This window comes from Microbacterium sp. CH1, assembly GCF_001595495.1.
In the GTDB taxonomy this organism is placed as follows: Bacteria; Actinomycetota; Actinomycetes; order Actinomycetales; family Microbacteriaceae; genus Microbacterium.
In genome coordinates this window covers 138,312-153,013 of record NZ_LOSO01000011.1, presented here as the reverse complement: position 1 = coordinate 153,013, position 14,702 = coordinate 138,312, and the positions used below count along the sequence as shown (strand labels likewise).

Annotated in this window: 16 protein-coding genes and 2 tRNA genes; 3 read left to right on the top strand and 15 right to left on the bottom strand. The window is 69.3% G+C overall.

Annotated features, from left to right (window positions below; translation table 11 throughout):
- Positions 1-19 precede the first annotated feature (19 nt).
- Positions 20-517 (top strand): GyrI-like domain-containing protein, encoded by a 498-nt coding sequence (locus AUV07_RS04060; RefSeq protein ID WP_062634082.1) that lies wholly within the window; start codon positions 20-22, stop codon positions 515-517.
- 8 nt (positions 518-525) lie between these two features.
- Here AUV07_RS04060 and clpX read toward each other — a convergent pair whose 3' ends face one another.
- From clpX to AUV07_RS04010, 10 genes are all read right to left on the bottom strand, one after another.
- Positions 526-1,794 carry an ATP-dependent Clp protease ATP-binding subunit ClpX gene (gene clpX / locus AUV07_RS04055; RefSeq protein WP_025105011.1) on the bottom strand — a complete coding sequence of 423 codons (1,269 nt, stop codon included), beginning with the start codon at positions 1,792-1,794 and terminating at the stop codon, positions 526-528.
- A 222-nt stretch (positions 1,795-2,016) separates the two neighbouring features.
- Positions 2,017-2,868 (bottom strand): aldehyde dehydrogenase family protein, encoded by an 852-nt coding sequence (locus tag AUV07_RS04050; RefSeq protein WP_062634080.1) that lies wholly within the window; start codon positions 2,866-2,868, stop codon positions 2,017-2,019.
- Complete coding sequence (locus tag AUV07_RS04045; protein ID WP_062634078.1) at positions 2,865-4,334, bottom strand: aldehyde dehydrogenase family protein; 1,470 nt, start codon at positions 4,332-4,334, stop codon at positions 2,865-2,867. The genes AUV07_RS04050 and AUV07_RS04045 overlap by 4 nt, the downstream gene beginning before the upstream one ends.
- Positions 4,335-4,344: 10 nt before the next feature.
- On the bottom strand, positions 4,345-5,346 hold the full coding sequence (gene deoC, locus AUV07_RS04040; RefSeq protein WP_025105015.1) for a deoxyribose-phosphate aldolase: 1,002 nt from the start codon (positions 5,344-5,346) through the stop codon (positions 4,345-4,347).
- On the bottom strand, positions 5,343-6,278 hold the full coding sequence (locus tag AUV07_RS04035) for a sugar-binding transcriptional regulator (protein ID WP_060921184.1): 936 nt from the start codon (positions 6,276-6,278) through the stop codon (positions 5,343-5,345). The genes deoC and AUV07_RS04035 overlap by 4 nt, the downstream gene beginning before the upstream one ends.
- Before the next feature lie 154 nt (positions 6,279-6,432).
- Positions 6,433-7,074: an ATP-dependent Clp protease proteolytic subunit gene (locus AUV07_RS04030; protein ID WP_025105017.1), complete on the bottom strand. Its 642-nt coding sequence runs from the start codon at positions 7,072-7,074 to the stop codon at positions 6,433-6,435.
- Between the two features lie 17 nt (positions 7,075-7,091).
- The gene (locus AUV07_RS04025) at positions 7,092-7,679 is read right to left on the bottom strand and encodes an ATP-dependent Clp protease proteolytic subunit (RefSeq protein WP_025105018.1); all 588 of its coding nucleotides are present in this window, start codon (positions 7,677-7,679) and stop codon (positions 7,092-7,094) included.
- Between the two features lie 81 nt (positions 7,680-7,760).
- Positions 7,761-8,255: a tetratricopeptide repeat protein gene (locus AUV07_RS04020; protein ID WP_062634076.1), complete on the bottom strand. Its 495-nt coding sequence runs from the start codon at positions 8,253-8,255 to the stop codon at positions 7,761-7,763.
- 72 nt (positions 8,256-8,327) lie between these two features.
- Complete coding sequence (gene tig / locus AUV07_RS04015; protein ID WP_062634074.1) at positions 8,328-9,806, bottom strand: trigger factor; 1,479 nt, start codon at positions 9,804-9,806, stop codon at positions 8,328-8,330.
- Between the two features lie 60 nt (positions 9,807-9,866).
- Positions 9,867-9,940: transfer RNA gene (locus AUV07_RS04010), tRNA-Pro, on the bottom strand.
- A 94-nt stretch (positions 9,941-10,034) separates the two neighbouring features.
- Here AUV07_RS04010 and AUV07_RS04005 point away from each other — a divergent pair.
- Positions 10,035-10,105 (top strand) — tRNA-Gly (locus AUV07_RS04005).
- A 25-nt stretch (positions 10,106-10,130) separates the two neighbouring features.
- On the opposite strand, the gene AUV07_RS04000 is transcribed toward AUV07_RS04005, so the two are convergent.
- On the bottom strand, positions 10,131-10,607 hold the full coding sequence (locus AUV07_RS04000) for a GNAT family N-acetyltransferase (protein WP_102209574.1): 477 nt from the start codon (positions 10,605-10,607) through the stop codon (positions 10,131-10,133).
- A 279-nt stretch (positions 10,608-10,886) separates the two neighbouring features.
- Here AUV07_RS04000 and AUV07_RS03995 point away from each other — a divergent pair, with 279 nt between their 5' ends.
- Positions 10,887-11,960, top strand: coding sequence for a hypothetical protein (locus AUV07_RS03995; protein ID WP_062634072.1), 1,074 nt, complete (start codon positions 10,887-10,889; stop codon positions 11,958-11,960).
- Positions 11,961-12,016: 56 nt separating this feature from the next.
- On the opposite strand, the gene AUV07_RS03990 is transcribed toward AUV07_RS03995, so the two are convergent.
- From AUV07_RS03990 to AUV07_RS03975, 4 genes are all read right to left on the bottom strand, one after another.
- Positions 12,017-12,370, bottom strand: coding sequence for an RNA polymerase-binding protein RbpA (locus AUV07_RS03990; RefSeq protein ID WP_025105022.1), 354 nt, complete (start codon positions 12,368-12,370; stop codon positions 12,017-12,019).
- Positions 12,370-12,618 (bottom strand): preprotein translocase subunit SecG, encoded by a 249-nt coding sequence (gene secG, locus AUV07_RS03985; RefSeq protein ID WP_025105023.1) that lies wholly within the window; start codon positions 12,616-12,618, stop codon positions 12,370-12,372. Before secG ends, AUV07_RS03990 begins: the two co-directional genes overlap by 1 nt.
- A gap of 80 nt (positions 12,619-12,698) precedes the next feature.
- The gene (tpiA, locus tag AUV07_RS03980) at positions 12,699-13,490 is read right to left on the bottom strand and encodes a triose-phosphate isomerase (protein WP_062634070.1); all 792 of its coding nucleotides are present in this window, start codon (positions 13,488-13,490) and stop codon (positions 12,699-12,701) included.
- A complete protein-coding gene (locus AUV07_RS03975; protein ID WP_062634068.1) occupies positions 13,481-14,695 on the bottom strand; it encodes a phosphoglycerate kinase in 1,215 nt (404 codons plus the stop codon). Before AUV07_RS03975 ends, tpiA begins: the two co-directional genes overlap by 10 nt.
- Positions 14,696-14,702 lie beyond the last annotated feature (7 nt).

Genomic DNA, 14,702 nt, shown 5'->3' with positions numbered 1-14,702 from the left:
GTCGTGAGACCCTGAGCGCATGGACGCATTCCCCGACGCTCCGTTCGGCCCCGCAGACAGCCTGGAGCTGGACGCCGTTCCCCTGGCCGTCATCCGCCACGAGGGCATCCGGATCGCCGACCTCCGCGATGTCTTCGACTCCGGATACGCGGCGATCGGTGCCGCCTTCGCTGCGGGCACCCTGATTCCGGCCGGCCCGGCGCTCGCGATATACCACGGCGATCCGATGGGTGTGTTCGACCTGGAGCTCGGCTTCCCGGTCCAGGCCCCACCCTCGGAGCCGATCGCCACCGGTGATGGAACTGCCATCATCGCCTCGGCCCTGCCGACCGGGCAGGCCGTCGCGAGCAGCGTCTTCGGTTCCTACGACGGTCTCGGCGCCGGCTGGGCCGGGCTGGTCGCGCGCGCCGCAGAGGCCGGGCTGCACCCGCGCGGCGTCTGGATCGAGGTCTACGTCTCGGATCCGGATGTCGCTCCCGACAAGCTCCGCACGGACCTGCTCATGCCCGTGGCCTGAGCAGGCGTTCAGGCGCTCTTGCGCTTGCGCTCCATCACGATGGTGGGCGGGGCGCCCTCGTCGACGGCGGCACGGGTGATGATCACCTTCGCGACGTCTTCGGCGGACGGGATCTCGAACATCACCGGACCGAGCACGTCCTCGAGGATGGCACGGAGTCCACGGGCACCGGTCTTGCGCTCGACGGCGAGGTCGGCGATCGATCGCAGCGCGTCTTCCTCGAACTCGAGCTGGACGCCGTCGAGCTCGAACATGCGCTGGTACTGCTTCACGAGGGCGTTGCGCGGACCGGTGAGGATGTCGATGAGGGCGGCCTGGTCGAGCGGTGACACGTTCGTCACGACGGGCAGACGACCGATGAACTCCGGGATGAGACCGAACTTGTGGAGGTCTTCCGGGAGCACCTCGCTGAACAGGTCGAGGTCCTTGCCCTTGTCGTGCAGCGGAGCACCGAAGCCGACACCGTGCTTGCCCACGCGCGCCGAGACGATATCCTCCAGCCCGGCGAAGGCCCCGGCCACGATGAAGAGCACGTTCGAGGTGTCGATCTGCAGGAACTCCTGGTGCGGGTGCTTGCGACCACCCTGCGGCGGCACCGAGGCGACCGTGCCCTCGATGATCTTCAGCAGCGCCTGCTGCACGCCCTCGCCCGACACGTCGCGGGTGATCGACGGGTTCTCGGCCTTGCGGGCGATCTTGTCGACCTCGTCGATGTAGATGATGCCCTGCTCGGCGCGCTTCACGTCGTAGTCGGCGGCCTGGATGAGCTTGAGCAGGATGTTCTCGACGTCTTCGCCGACGTAGCCCGCCTCGGTCAGTGCCGTCGCGTCGGCGACGGCGAACGGCACGTTGAGGCGCTTGGCGAGCGTCTGCGCCAGGTAGGTCTTGCCGCAGCCCGTGGGCCCGATGAGCAGGATGTTGCTCTTGGCGATCTCGACCTCTTCGGCCTTCTGCTCAGCAGGCTGCAGGGTGCCGTGAGCGCGCACGCGCTTGTAGTGGTTGTAGACGGCGACGGACAGCGCACGCTTCGCGGGCTCCTGTCCGACGACGTACTCCTCGAGGAACGTGAAGATCTCGCGGGGCTTCGGCAGCTCGAACTCGGCGACACCCTCGGCAGACGACTCCGCCATGCGCTCTTCGATGATCTCGTTGCAGAGCTCGACGCACTCGTCGCAGATGTACACGCCGGGTCCGGCGATGAGCTGCTGCACCTGCTTCTGGCTCTTTCCGCAGAAAGAGCACTTGAACAGGTCAGCGCTTTCACCGATGCGGGCCATGCGCGTCCTCCTCGGGGGGATCAGGATCGTTCTTCGAGCCTAACCGCTGCATACGACACCGGGCCGCATTGGCGACGAGTCGTTCGGCGGGTCCGACGGACGGCGGCGCTTCCACCGTCATTCCGCGGGGAGACAGCCGCGACCACGATCTCTCCCCCGGCGACGTGAGGAGGGCCCCGTCGCGCGGTGCGCGACGGGGCCCTCGGTCATCCTGACGTGTCGTCAGACCATGCTCTTGGTGTGCCAGACCGTCTTGACCTCGGTGAACGCGGCGATCCGCTCCGGCGAGGCCACCACGTCGCCGGGGGCGAGCACGCGCTTCAGCGTCTCCGCCGCGGCGATCTGCATGTCGACCCACTCCAGCGCGCCCGCGCCGGCGAGGTCGAGGGCGTTCACATCCTGGTGCGAGGCGAGCCACGGCGCGATCTCCGCCGGCGAGCCGGTGAGCACGTTCACCACGCCCCCGGGGAGATCACTGGTCGCGAGCACCTCGGCGAGGCTGATCGCGGAGAGCGGGTACTGCTCGCTCGCGACCACGACGACGGTGTTCCCGGCGACGAGGGCCGGGGCGACCACCGAGACCAGGCCGAGCAGCGCCGAGTCCTGCGGGGCCACGATGGCGACCACACCCGTGGGCTCGGGCACCGAGATGTTGAAGTACGGACCGGAGACGGGGTTCGCGTTTCCCGCCACCTGGGCGTACTTGTCGCACCAGCCGGCGTACCAGACCCAGAGATCGATCGCCTCGTCGACCTGCGCCGTGGCCGCCGAGGACGAGATGCCCTCCTGCGCCACGATCTCGTCGACGAACTGCGCACGACGCCCTTCCAGGACCTCGGCGACCCGGTAGAGCACCTGGCCGCGGTTGTAGGCCGTCGCCCCCGACCAGCCCTTAACGGCGGCACGCGCGGCGACGACCGCATCGCGGGCGTCCTTGCGGGAGGCCTGGGCGGCGTTGGCGAGGAAGGCGCCCTTGCGGGAGACGACCTCGTACGTGCGTCCGGACTCGCTCCGGGGGAAGGCCCCGCCGATCGCGAGCTTGTAGGTCTTCGGAACGGTCAGCCGCTTGCTCATCGTCCTTCTCCTCCGTGGGGTCCCTGAGCTTGTCGAGGGGTGAGATAGGCGGTGAGGCCCTGGCGACCGCCCTCCCGGCCGTACCCGGACTCCTTGTAGCCGCCGAACGGGCTCGACGGGTCGAAACGGTTGAACGTGTTCGCCCACACGACGCCCGCGCGCAGCCGGTCGGCGACCGCGAGGATGCGCGAGCCCTTGTCGGACCAGATGCCGGCGGAGAGACCGTACGGGGTGTTGTTGGCCTTGGCAATCGCCTCGGCGGGCGTCCGGAAGGTGAGGACCGACAGCACCGGCCCGAAGACCTCGTCGCGGGCGATGCGGTGCGAGGCCTCGACGCCGGTGAAGATCGTCGGGGCGAACCAGAACCCCTGCTCCGGGATCGCGCAGTCGGCGGTCCAGCGCTCCGCACCCTCGGCCTCGCCGATGTCGCTGAGCTCACGGATACGGGCGAGCTGCGCGGCGGAGTTGATCGCGCCGATGTCGGTGTTCTTGTCGAGCGGGTCGCCGAGACGCAGCGTCGACAGCCGGCTCTTCAGCCGGTCGACGACCTCGTCGTGGATCGACTCCTGCACCAGCAGGCGGCTGCCCGCACAGCACACGTGGCCCTGGTTGAAGAAGATGCCGTTGACGATGCCCTCGACGGCCTGGTCGATCGGCGCGTCGTCGAACACGATGTTCGCGGCCTTGCCGCCCAGCTCCAGCGTCAGCTTCTTGTTCGTCCCCGCCACGGCGCGGGCGATGTCGCGACCCACACCCGTCGAGCCGGTGAAGGCGACCTTGTCGACGTCCGGGTGACGCACCAGGGCGGCACCGGTCGCCCCGGCTCCGGTGACGATGTTCACGACACCGGCGGGGAGATCGGCCTGCTGCAGGATCTCGGCGAAGATCAGTGCCGTCAGCGGCGTGGTCTCGGCCGGCTTGAGCACGACCGTGTTCCCGGCCGCCAGCGCGGGCGCGAGCTTCCACGCGAGCATCAACAGCGGGAAGTTCCACGGGATGACCTGACCGGCGACACCCAGAGCACGCGGGTTCGCACCCAGCCCGGCGTAGTCGAGCTTGTCGGCCCAGCCCGCGTAGTAGAAGAACCAGGACGCGACGAGGGGCACGTCCACGTCGCGGCTCTCCTTGATGGGCTTGCCGTTGTCGAGGCTCTCGGCGACCGCGAGCTCGCGGGCGCGCTCCTGCACGAGGCGGGCGATGCGGAACAGGTACTTGCCCCGGTCGCGGCCGCTCATGCGCGACCAGACCTTGTCGTAGGCGCGACGGGCCGCGGCGACGGCGCGGTCGATGTCCGCGTCGTCGGCGGAGGCGATCTCGGCGATCTCCTTCTCCGTCGCCGGGGAGATGGTGCGGAAGGGGGTGCCGGAGCCGTCGACGAACTCGCCGTCGATGAACAGCCCGTAGCTGTCCTTGAGGTTCAGCACCGCCGTGGACTCCGGAGCCGGAGCGTATTCCAGGAATGACATGTCGGGTGTCCTAGTCGATCGTGACGTAGTCGGGGCCGGAGTAGTGGCCGGTGGTGAGCTTCTGGCGCTGCAGGAGCACGTCGTTGAGCAGGCTCGAGGCGCCGAATCGGAACAGGTGCGGCTGGAGCCACTCCTCCCCCACGGTCTCGGCGACGGTCACCAGGTACTTGACCGCGTCCTTCGACGAGCGGATGCCGCCGGCGGGCTTCACGCCGATGCGCTCGCCCGTCCCGCGATACCAGTCGCGCACCGTCTCCAGCATGAGCAGCGTGGTCGGCAGCGTCGCCGCCGGCTGCACCTTGCCGGTCGACGTCTTGATGAAGTCACCGCCGGCGAGGATGCCGAGCCAGGAGGCGCGCTTGATGTTGTCGTACGTGTTCAGCTCGCCGGTCTCGAGGATCACCTTGAGCGAGGCGTACGAGCCGTCCTCACGGCGGCACGCCTCCTTGACCTGAGCGATCTGATCGAACACCAGCCCGTAGCGGCCGGACAGGAACGCACCGCGGTCGATGACCATGTCGATCTCGTCCGCACCCGCGGCGACCGCTTCCGCGGTGTCGGCGAGCTTGATCGCGAGGGAGGACCGGCCGCTCGGGAAGGCGGTGGCCACCGCGGCGACCGAGATGAGGCCGTCGTCGGGGTCGCCGTGCAGGCTGCCGAGGGCCTCGACCGCTCCGGCGACCATGTCGCCGTAGACGCACACGGCCGCCACCCGAGGCGTGGACGGATCCGCCGCATCCGGGTTCTTCGCCTTGGCGACGAGCGAACGGACCTTGCCGGGGGTGTCCGCCCCCTCCAGGGTGGTCAGGTCGATCAGCTTGATGATCGTGTCGAGGGCCCAGGCCTTCGACGTCGTCTTGATGGAGCGGGTGCCGAGGCCGGCAGCGCGCTGCTCCAGCCCGACGGCGTCCACGCCGGGGAGGCCGTGCAGGAAACGACGGAGGGTCGCGTCGTCCGGCTCACCGCCGAGGACGTCCACCGCCGTCCTGCGGCTGAGTTCTGTCGTCGTCACTGTTCCTCCAACAATGCTCGTGCTGTGGTCTCATCGGTCACCAGGACCCCGCACAGGCCGCTGGTCACGACCGTGCGCGCGATGTCGTGCTTGGCGGGGCCCGCCGTCACGAAGATGGCCCGCGCGGCGCCGCGCAGGCGGTCGAGCGAGACGCCGACCGTGCGGGCGTCCAGCTGCGGGTCGACGATGTTGCCCTCGGCGTCGACGTAGCGCCCGAGGACGTCGCCGACGGCACCGCGGCGCGCCAGCTCCTCCACATCGGCGGCCGTGAGATAGCCGTTCTCGACGTGGGCGGAGGTCGCATCGCACGGTCCGGCGGTGAACAGGAACGCCTGGGCGTCCGCCGCCTCCTCCAGTACGGCCGCGACGGTGCGGTCGCCCTCGATGGCCTGCTTCGTCTCGACGTGCTCCAGGATCGCGGGGCTCGGCAGCAGCGAGACCTGACCGGACGCGCGCTGGGCGATGGTCACTGCGAGTCCCGCGGCCCCGCCCGAGCGCCGGTTGAGGCTGACACCACCGTTGAGCTGCACGACGGTGACGCCGTTCGCCCAGCCGTCGGGCAGGGCCTCGGCCACGGCGCGGAGTGTCTTGCCCCAGCTCACGCCGAGCGTGCGCGGAACCGGACGGAGGGCGGTCAGGAAGTCGGCGGCCGCCTGAGCGACGCGCTCCAGGGTGCCCTCGTCGCCCTCCGGCGAGGGGACGACCACGGCGTCGGTGAGACCGAAGCGCTCCACGAGCTCGCGCTCGAGGCCGAGCCGACGGGCGCGCGGGTGGACGATCTCGATGCGGACGATGCCGCGCTGCCGCGCCTGCGTGAGGAGGCGCCCGACCTTCCAGCGGGAGATCTTCAGGAGACCACCGATCTCGTCCTGCGTCTTGTCCTCGTCGTAGTACAGCTCGGCGACCCGGACCATGAGCAGATCTTCTTCCACGGTGTCCTCCTTCCTCCTCCAGGGTAGGCCGGATTCAGCGTTCGCGCACCCATCTGCTCATATGCGCAGTCGCGCCATCCTCCCGCGCGCATCCGCCGGAGACGCGAGAAGGACGCCCGTCGATTCGACGGGCGTCCTTCTCTGCGGATGCGGACTACGCGCGCTTGCGCGAGGTGAGCACCTGGTCGACGATGCCGTACTCCAGCGCCTCGTTGGCCGAGAGGATCTTGTCGCGATCGATGTCGCGGTTGACCTGCTCGACCGGTTTGCCGGTGTGACGGGCCATGGTCTCCTCGAGCCAGGTGCGCATGCGGAGGATCTCCGCCGCCTGGATCTCGATGTCGGAGGCCTGACCGTGTCCGGCCTCCCCCATCGCGGGCTGGTGCATCAGCACGCGCGCATTCGGCAGCGCGAGACGCTTGCCGGGGGCACCGGCCGCGAGCAGCACGGACGCGGCCGAGGCCGCCTGGCCGAGCACGACGGTCTGGATCTGCGGCGCGACGTACTGCATCGTGTCGTAGATCGCCGTCATCGCGGTGAACGAGCCACCGGGCGAGTTGATGTACATGGTGATGTCGCGCTCGGAGTCCTGGCTCTCCAGGACGAGGAGCTGCGCCATGACGTCGTCGGCCGACGCGTCATCGACCTGCACGCCGAGGAAGATCACGCGGTCTTCGAACAGCTTGTTGTACGGGTCCTGGCGCTTGAAGCCGTAGGCGGTGCGCTCCTCGAACTGCGGCAGCACATACCGGCTGGAGGGCAGGTTTCCGGCGGACTGGAACGTGGGTGTGTACATGGTGTCCTCTCGAATCCTTACTCGACGCCCGTGCCGCCGCCGCCGGTGACGTCGCTGGCGTGCTCGCGGATGTGGTCGACGAAGCCGTACTCGAGGGCCTCCTCCGCCGTGAACCAGCGGTCGCGGTCGCCATCGGCGTTGATCTGCTCGACGGGCTTGCCGGTCTGCGACGCGGTGATCTCGGCGAGGCGCTTCTTCATCGACAGGATGAGCTGCGCCTGGGTCTGGATGTCGCTCGCGGTGCCGCCGAAGCCGCCGTGCGGCTGGTGCAGCAGCACGCGGGCGTTCGGCGTGATGTAGCGCTTGCCCTTGGTGCCGCTGGTCAGCAGCAGCTGGCCCATGGACGCGGCCATGCCGATGCCGACGGTGACGATGTCGTTCGGCACGAACTGCATCGTGTCGTAGATCGCCATGCCCGCGGTGATCGAGCCGCCGGGCGAGTTGATGTAGAGGTAGATGTCCTTCTCGGAGTCTTCGGCGGCGAGAAGGAGGATCTTCGCGCAGATCTCGTTGGCGTTGTCGTCTCGCACCTCCGAGCCGAGCCAGATGATGCGGTCCTTCAGCAACCTGTCGAAGACGCTTGTCGCGACGAGGGGTTCAGCCATGTCAGCTCCTGCTTCCGTGTTTCAGTGATTCGAATCTACCGGCGCACGCACAGCCCCTAGGTCGTGTTCGCCGTCGGCATATCAGGTGTCGCTGCCGGCGATCTCGTGCGCGTACGCCGTCATCGACCGGTGGTAGCGGGGCAGGTGCGGGACGAGCGCGAGGATGGCCACCGACAGGCCCTGCGCGGGCCGGCCGGCACTCGCGAGGATGAGGGCGTGCACCACCGCGACCGCGTCCCGATACGGCCCGTCCGCCGCGATCTCCTCCTCGGCTCGGATCACCCGCAGCGCCTCGTCGTAGTCTCCGAGGTTGCGCAGCGAGCTCGCGAGCTGGACCACGCACTGCGGGCGATGCTCCTCGTCGAGGCCGAGCGCCAGGGCTCGGCGGTACAGCTCCACGGCCTCCGCCGGGCGTCCCGCGGAATCGCGGGCACCGGCGCGCTCGAACTCGGCCCTGGCGTCGTCCGCACCCCGCTCGGCGGCGAGGGCGTCGATGCGCGTGATCGTCTCGTCGCCGACCTCCTCTCCGGAGGCCTCCGTCCACACCTGCTCGATGCGGTCGTCCCAGCTCGTCATCCCGTCGTCCTTCCCTCTATGAGAAAGAGGGCGGATGCCGCAGCACCCGCCCTCTTCACTCGACCGTGCCGATCACTCGGCGGTGTCGGCGTCCTTCTTGGCCGGAGCCTTCTTCGCCGCCGGCTTCTTGGCGGCGGGCTTCTTCTCCGCAGCGGGCTTCTCGTCCGCGTCGGCGTCCTTCTTGGCGGCCGCCTTCTTGGCCGGAGCCTTCTTCTTCGCGGCCGGCTTCTCCTCGGCCTCGGTGGGCTTCTCGTCCTCGGACTCGGCCTCGTCGTCGGTCACGACGAAGTCGGAGAGGTCGACGGCCTTGCCGTTGGTGTCCACGACCTTGACCTTGCCCAGGGCGATCGCGAGCGCCTTGTTCCGGGCGACCTCGCCGACCAGCGCGGGGAGCTGGTTCGAGGACTGCAGCGCCTCGACGAACTCCTGCGGCGCCATGCCGTACTGCGCGGCGGACTGGATGAGGTACTGCGAGAGCTCCTCCTGCGAGACCTGCACGTCGGCCTGCTCGGCGATCGTGTCGAGCAGCACCTGCGTGCGGAACTGCTTCTCGCTGGCCTCGGTCACCTCGGCGCGGTGCACGTCGTCCTCGAGACGACCCTCGCCCTCGAGGTGGTTGTGCACCTCGTCCTCGATGAGCTGCGGCGGGACCGGGATCTCGATCTGCGCGAGCAGCGTCTCGACGAGCTTGTCGCGGGCGGCGGAGCCCTGCGTGAAGACGCCCTGCTGCTCGACGCGCTCGCGCAGGCTGTCGCGCAGCTCGGCGATCGTGTCGAACTCGCTCGCGATCTGCGCGAACTCGTCGTCGGCCTCGGGAAGCTCGCGCTCCTTGACGGCCTTCACGGTGACGGAGACCTCCGCCTCCTTGCCGGCGTGGTCGCCGCCGACGAGGGCGGAGCGGAAGGTGGTGTCCTCACCGGCGGTGAGCGACTCGATCGCGTCGTCGATGCCCTCGAGGAGCTCACCGGAGCCGATCTCGTAGGAGACGCCCTCGGCGCGGTCGATCTCGGCGCCGTCGATGGTGGCGACGAGGTCCAGCTCGACGAAGTCGCCCTTGGCCGCGGGGCGGTCGACGGGGATGAGGGTGCCGAAGCGGGCGCGCATGTTGTCCAGCTCGGCGTCGAGGGCGGCCTCGTCGGCCTCCACGGCGTCGACCTCGAGGGTGATGCCCGCGTAGTCGGGGAGCTCGATCTCCGGGCGCACGTCGACCTCGACGTCGACGAGCAGGTCGCCCGAGAAGTCCTTCTCGTTCGGCCACTGCGTGATCTCGGCCGACGGGCGGCCGACGATGCGGAGCTTGTGCTCGGCGGTCGCCTCGCGGAAGAACTTGTCCAGGCCCTCGTTGACGGCGTGCTCGATGACGGCGCCGCGGCCGATGCGCTGGTCGATGATCGGAGCGGGCACCTTGCCCTTGCGGAAGCCGGGGATCTGGACGTCCTGCGCGATGTGCTCGTAGGCGTGCGCGATGCTGGGCTTGAGGTCGTCCGGGGTGACCGTGATGGTGAGCTTGACCCGGGTCGGGGTCAGCTTCTCGACGGTGCTGTTCGCCATGCTGGTGTGTTCTCCTTGTGGTTTCCGCGCAGAACGCGGCTGGAAGGTCGTGGGGTCGAGTCGGGGCGACAGGAGTTGAACCTGCGACCTCCCGCTCCCAAAGCGGGCGCTCTACCAAGCTGAGCTACGCCCCGGGGAATCCGCACGCAGATTCAGCCCCACCGAGTCTAACGGACAGGAGCATGCCCGACCGTCCGCTATGATCGATGGAGTCCGGACTCCGGTTCCGGGGGTGTAGCTCAATGGTAGAGTCTCAGTCTTCCAAACTGATTGCGCGGGTTCGATTCCCGTCACCCCCTCTCCTTCCTCGCAGCCTTCCCCCGATCAGAGCTGCTTCCGCATCTGCTGCGTGACCACCTCGTAGCCCGCCGTCTCGTACATCCCGATCGCCGTCCGGTTCCCGCCGAAGACGTTGAGCTCGAGCGCCGTCGCACCCGCAGCGCGTGCCGCGTGCTCCGCCGCCGCGAGCAGACCGCGCCCCAGTCCCTCGCCGCGGCGAGCGGCCTCCACCTCGATGTCGTAGAGGAACGCCACTCCGGGGGCGCCGCGCGGATGATCGAGCCCCACCCAAGCGCGGCCGATGGCCCGCCCGTCCGCGTCGAGTCCACGGAGCACGAGCATGCGCGGTGTGTCCGGCCCTCGCGGCAGCATGCGCGCATTGTCGGCGCGCGCCCGCTCCACCGCTCCATCCGCGGGCCAGCGCCCCGCGGCGACCTGCTCGTGCGCGTAGGCACGCGCGATCTCGTCCATCCATTCATCGAACTCATCCGCGGTCATCGTCCGCACCGTCACACCTGCCACGCGCTCATCTTGGCATTCCGCGGTCAGTGACGGATGCTCGCTGCGTCCAATACGCTGACAGCAGATGCAGCCACCCCCGGTCGGAAGGCCCGAGCGAATGGACATGTCGTGACGGATGCGCTCCCCTCCGGCTCTGTCGCGCCACCGAGCCTGCCGCACGGCGGCCACCGTCTTCCGGTCGTGCTGTCACAGCCCGTGACGACGCGACCCTCCGCCGACACGACGCCCCGGAGACGCCGTCGCCCTCGTGGTCGGGTCGTCGCCGGGCTCGTAGGCGGGTTGGTCCTGGTCGGCGGGCTGGCGACCGCACAGGTCTCGGCGAACCTCGGCTATGACGACGCCCGACGCGATTTCGAGACCGCCTCGCGCAGCTTCCAGGCGCAGAGCACGGAGGTCGGTCACCGCTACGGCGAACTCATCGAATCGACCGACGCCGGACACGTGATCCTCGACACTGGAGACACCAGCCTTCCCGTGCCGGATGACGCCTGGGACTCGTTGATGTCCGCGGTCGCCGACGGTGAGGCCATTGGCGCGGAGGTCGAGAGGGTCGCCGCGGCGACGCCTCCGCCGAAGGGAGAGAAGCCGTCGTGGTTCTGGGAGCTCTACGGAGCCACGTCTGCACTCCACGCGGACCGGGAACGAGTGGAGAGGCTCGTCGACGACCTGAGGACGGCCTCCACCGACGCCGCTGCCGGCCGGAACGCCGTCTCTGAGAGCGGCGTCGCGGTCATGACGGCGGCCGGAAGCGCGGCGGCCGCCTTCGAGGCCGAGCACCTCTCCGCCCGCAACACCGCCGTGATCGCCCTGCGCGACGCCGCCGCAGACGCCACCGCCGCGACCACGGTCGATGACACGACCGCCACTGTCTACGCCGCCCTGCAGAACGCGGCTGCGCAGGTGATCGCGACCGAAGCCGCGGAGCTCGCGGAGAAGGCCGGTCCGCTGCAGAACCCGCGGCTCGAGGTGGAGGCGTTCGCGCGGTCTCTCGCGCCCGGGGTCCTGCTGGAGTTCGATTGGGCCCCGGTCGTCAACGGCGCCGGGTACAACGGCAGCATGGGCGGGTACACCACCTGGTGGTGGGACGATCCGGGGCGCGCGGTCATCCAGCTGTCGGACTCGGTGGCGGAGCAGTGGCCAGCCGAACGCAGCCGCGCGCTCGTCGCCCATGAGGTGGGCCATGCCATCAGCGTGAAGTGCGAGGGCATGTACGACTCGTCCACCCAGGACAGCATCGAGAAGTGGGCGACGGCCTGGGCCATCAGCATGGGCTTCACCGACGATGCGAACGGGGTCTGGGCCTACGGGTATCCCCCGCAGGCCTACATCGACGCGGCGGCCGGCTGCCGCTGAGACGGAAGAAGCCGCCGTGGTCACCACGGCGGCTTCTCCTCTCGCTCAGTCGGCGGTCACTGACCCCGACGCTCGCGAAGCTGGGTGAGGGCGTCCTCCAGGAGCTGGACGGCCTCCTCGTCCGTGCGACGCTCCTTCACGTAGGCCAGGTGCGTCTTGTACGGCTCGGCCTTGGCGACGGCAGGAGGGTTCTCCTTGTCGCGCCCGGCCGGAAGACCGGACTGCGGGTGGTCGATGATCTCCGGGATCTCCTCCTCGGGGAGACCGGCGGCGAAGTAGCGGACCGTCTCATTGCCGAGACCGTCCCAGTACGACACCGCGATGCGGTCGGCGTGGTAGCCGTGGTCCTGCTCCCCCATGGGACCGGAACCGACTCGGGTACCGCGGATCGCGTTTCCACCGGTAGCCATCAGATCACCTCGAACTTCGTGATGAGGCCGAGCGCCACGATGGCGATGAACCACGTGAGCGCCAGGACGACGGTGAAGCGGTTCAGGTTCCGCTCCGCGAGACCGGAGGAGCCGACCGCAGTGGTCATGCCGCCGCCGAACATGTCGGAAAGGCCGCCGCCGCGACCCTTGTGCAAGAGGATGAGGAGAGTCAGCAGGACGCTGGTGATGCCCAGCACGACCTGCAGGACGAACTCGAGAATTGCCACGGAAAGAGCCTTTCGCTGGGGCCGGAGCGCCCCCGTAACGGTCAAGTATACGGTGCAGCGGGGCCGGAGCCCCGCCGCACTCACACGCCGACGTGCTTCTCGAAGCGGATGATCGCCGCGAACTCGTCGACGACGAGGCTCGCGCCGCCGACCAGGGCGCCGTCCACGTCGGGCTCGCGCATGAAGCTGGCGATGTTCGCCGCCTTGACCGATCCGCCGTAGAGGATGCGGGTGCGGGCCGCCGCCTCGTCGCCGAGGACCTTCGCGATCACACCACGAAGCGCCGCGCAGACATCCTGCGCCTGCTGCGGGGTGGCCGCCTGGCCCGATCCGATGGCCCAGACGGGCTCGTACGCCACGACGATGTCAGCCGACGGGGAGACGCCCTGGAGGGCGGCCTCGAGCTGTCCGGCCGGAACCGCGCTGGCGCCGAACTTCTCCAGGTCCTCCGCCGTCTCGCCGACGCAGATGACCGGGGAGAGGCCGTGCTTGAGCGCGGCCTTCACCTTCCCGGCCACGACCTCGTCCGACTCGGCGTGGTACTCGCGACGCTCGGAGTGTCCGATGATGACGTACTTCGCGTCGAGCTTCGCCAGGAACGCCCCGGAGATCTCGCCGGTGTACGCACCGGAGTCGTGCGCCGAGACGTCCTGCGCACCGAACGCGAACGGGATCTTGTCCGCGTCAATCAGCGTCTGCACGCTGCGGATGTCGGTGAAGGGCGGGAAGACCGCCACCTCCACGGATCCGTCCTCGTGCTTGGCGTCCTTCAGCGTCCAGTGCAGCTTCTGCACGAACGCCACCGCCTGCAGGTGATCCAGGTTCATCTTCCAGTTGCCCGCGATCAGCGGGGTACGGGAGCTCACGCCCATCCGAGGACCTCCAGCCCAGGTAGTTTCTTGCCCTCGAGGAATTCGAGGCTCGCGCCGCCGCCGGTCGAGATGTGCCCGAACTGGTCGTCGGTGAATCCGAGCTGGCGGACGGCTGCGGCGGAGTCGCCGCCGCCGACCACGCTGAGGCCGTCGACCTCGGTCAGTGCCTGCGCGACCGCCTTGGTTCCCGCAGCGAAGGCCGGGAACTCGAACACGCCCATCGGGCCGTTCCAGAACACCGTCTTCGATCCGCGGATGACCTCGGCGAAGCGCGCGGCGGTCTCCGGTCCGATGTCGAGGCCGATGCCCGACGAACCGAACGCCGTCTCCTCGATCGCGTCCGCGGCGGCCACCTCGTGGTCCGCGTCCGCACCGAAGGAGGCGGCGACGACCACGTCGGTCGGGAGCACGAGCTCCACGCCGCGCTCGGCCGCCTCGGCGATGTAGCCGCGCACGGTCTCGAGCTGGTCCTCCTCGAGGAGACTCGACGCGACGGCGTGCCCCTGTGCCTTCAGGAAGGTGAAGAGCATGCCGCCGCCGACGAGGATGCGGTCCACCCGCGGCAGCAGGTGCGAGATGACTCCGAGCTTGTCGCTCACCTTGGACCCGCCGAGCACCACCGCGTACGGCCGCTCCGGGTTCTCCGTCAGGCGATCGAGCACATCGAGCTCGGTCGCGATCAGGAGCCCCGCCGCCGAGGGCAGCAGCTTCGCGAGGTCGTAGACGCTCGCCTGCTTGCGGTGCACGACGCCGAACCCGTCGGAGACGAGCACGTCGCCCAGTTCCGCGAGCTGCGCCGCGAAGGCACCGCGCTCGGCGTCGTCCTTCGACGTCTCCCCCGGGTTGAACCGGAGGTTCTCGATCACGACGACCTGACCGTTCTCGAGGGACGCCACGGCGTCCTTCGCGGCCTCGCCCACGGTGTCGCCGGCGAAGACGACCGGGGCGCCGAGCAGCTCGGACAGCCGCTGGGCGACCGGCTCGAGGCTGTACTGCGGGTCGGGCGCGCCGTCCGGGCGGCCGAGGTGCGAGCAGACGACGACGCGGGCGCCCGCGTCGATGAGGGTCTTCAGGGTCGGCAGCGAGGCGCGGACACGGCCATCGTCCGTGATGACCCCGTCCCGCAGGGGGACGTTCAGATCACAACGGACGATGACGCGCTTGCCCTCGAGCGAACCCAATGAGTCCAGGGTGCGCAGAGTCATGTGTCGG

Bases quoted from the DNA above. Each gene is read 5' to 3' on its own strand.
- clpX (WP_025105011.1), bottom strand. From the start codon at position 1,794: ATGGCCCGCATCGGTGAAAGCGCTGACCTGTTCAAGTGCTCTTTCTGC.
- tpiA (WP_062634070.1), bottom strand. From the start codon at position 13,490: ATGGGCGTGAGCTCCCGTACCCCGCTGATCGCGGGCAACTGGAAGATG.
- AUV07_RS03990 (WP_025105022.1), bottom strand. From the start codon at position 12,370: ATGGCTACCGGTGGAAACGCGATCCGCGGTACCCGAGTCGGTTCCGGT.
- AUV07_RS04045 (WP_062634078.1), bottom strand. From the start codon at position 4,334: ATGTCATTCCTGGAATACGCTCCGGCTCCGGAGTCCACGGCGGTGCTG.
- AUV07_RS04030 (WP_025105017.1), bottom strand. From the start codon at position 7,074: ATGTACACACCCACGTTCCAGTCCGCCGGAAACCTGCCCTCCAGCCGG.
- AUV07_RS03975 (WP_062634068.1), bottom strand. From the start codon at position 14,695: ATGACTCTGCGCACCCTGGACTCATTGGGTTCGCTCGAGGGCAAGCGC.
- tig (WP_062634074.1), bottom strand. From the start codon at position 9,806: ATGGCGAACAGCACCGTCGAGAAGCTGACCCCGACCCGGGTCAAGCTC.
- AUV07_RS04025 (WP_025105018.1), bottom strand. From the start codon at position 7,679: ATGGCTGAACCCCTCGTCGCGACAAGCGTCTTCGACAGGTTGCTGAAG.
- AUV07_RS04060 (WP_062634082.1), top strand. From the start codon at position 20: ATGGACGCATTCCCCGACGCTCCGTTCGGCCCCGCAGACAGCCTGGAG.
- AUV07_RS04050 (WP_062634080.1), bottom strand. From the start codon at position 2,868: ATGAGCAAGCGGCTGACCGTTCCGAAGACCTACAAGCTCGCGATCGGC.
- AUV07_RS04020 (WP_062634076.1), bottom strand. From the start codon at position 8,255: ATGACGAGCTGGGACGACCGCATCGAGCAGGTGTGGACGGAGGCCTCC.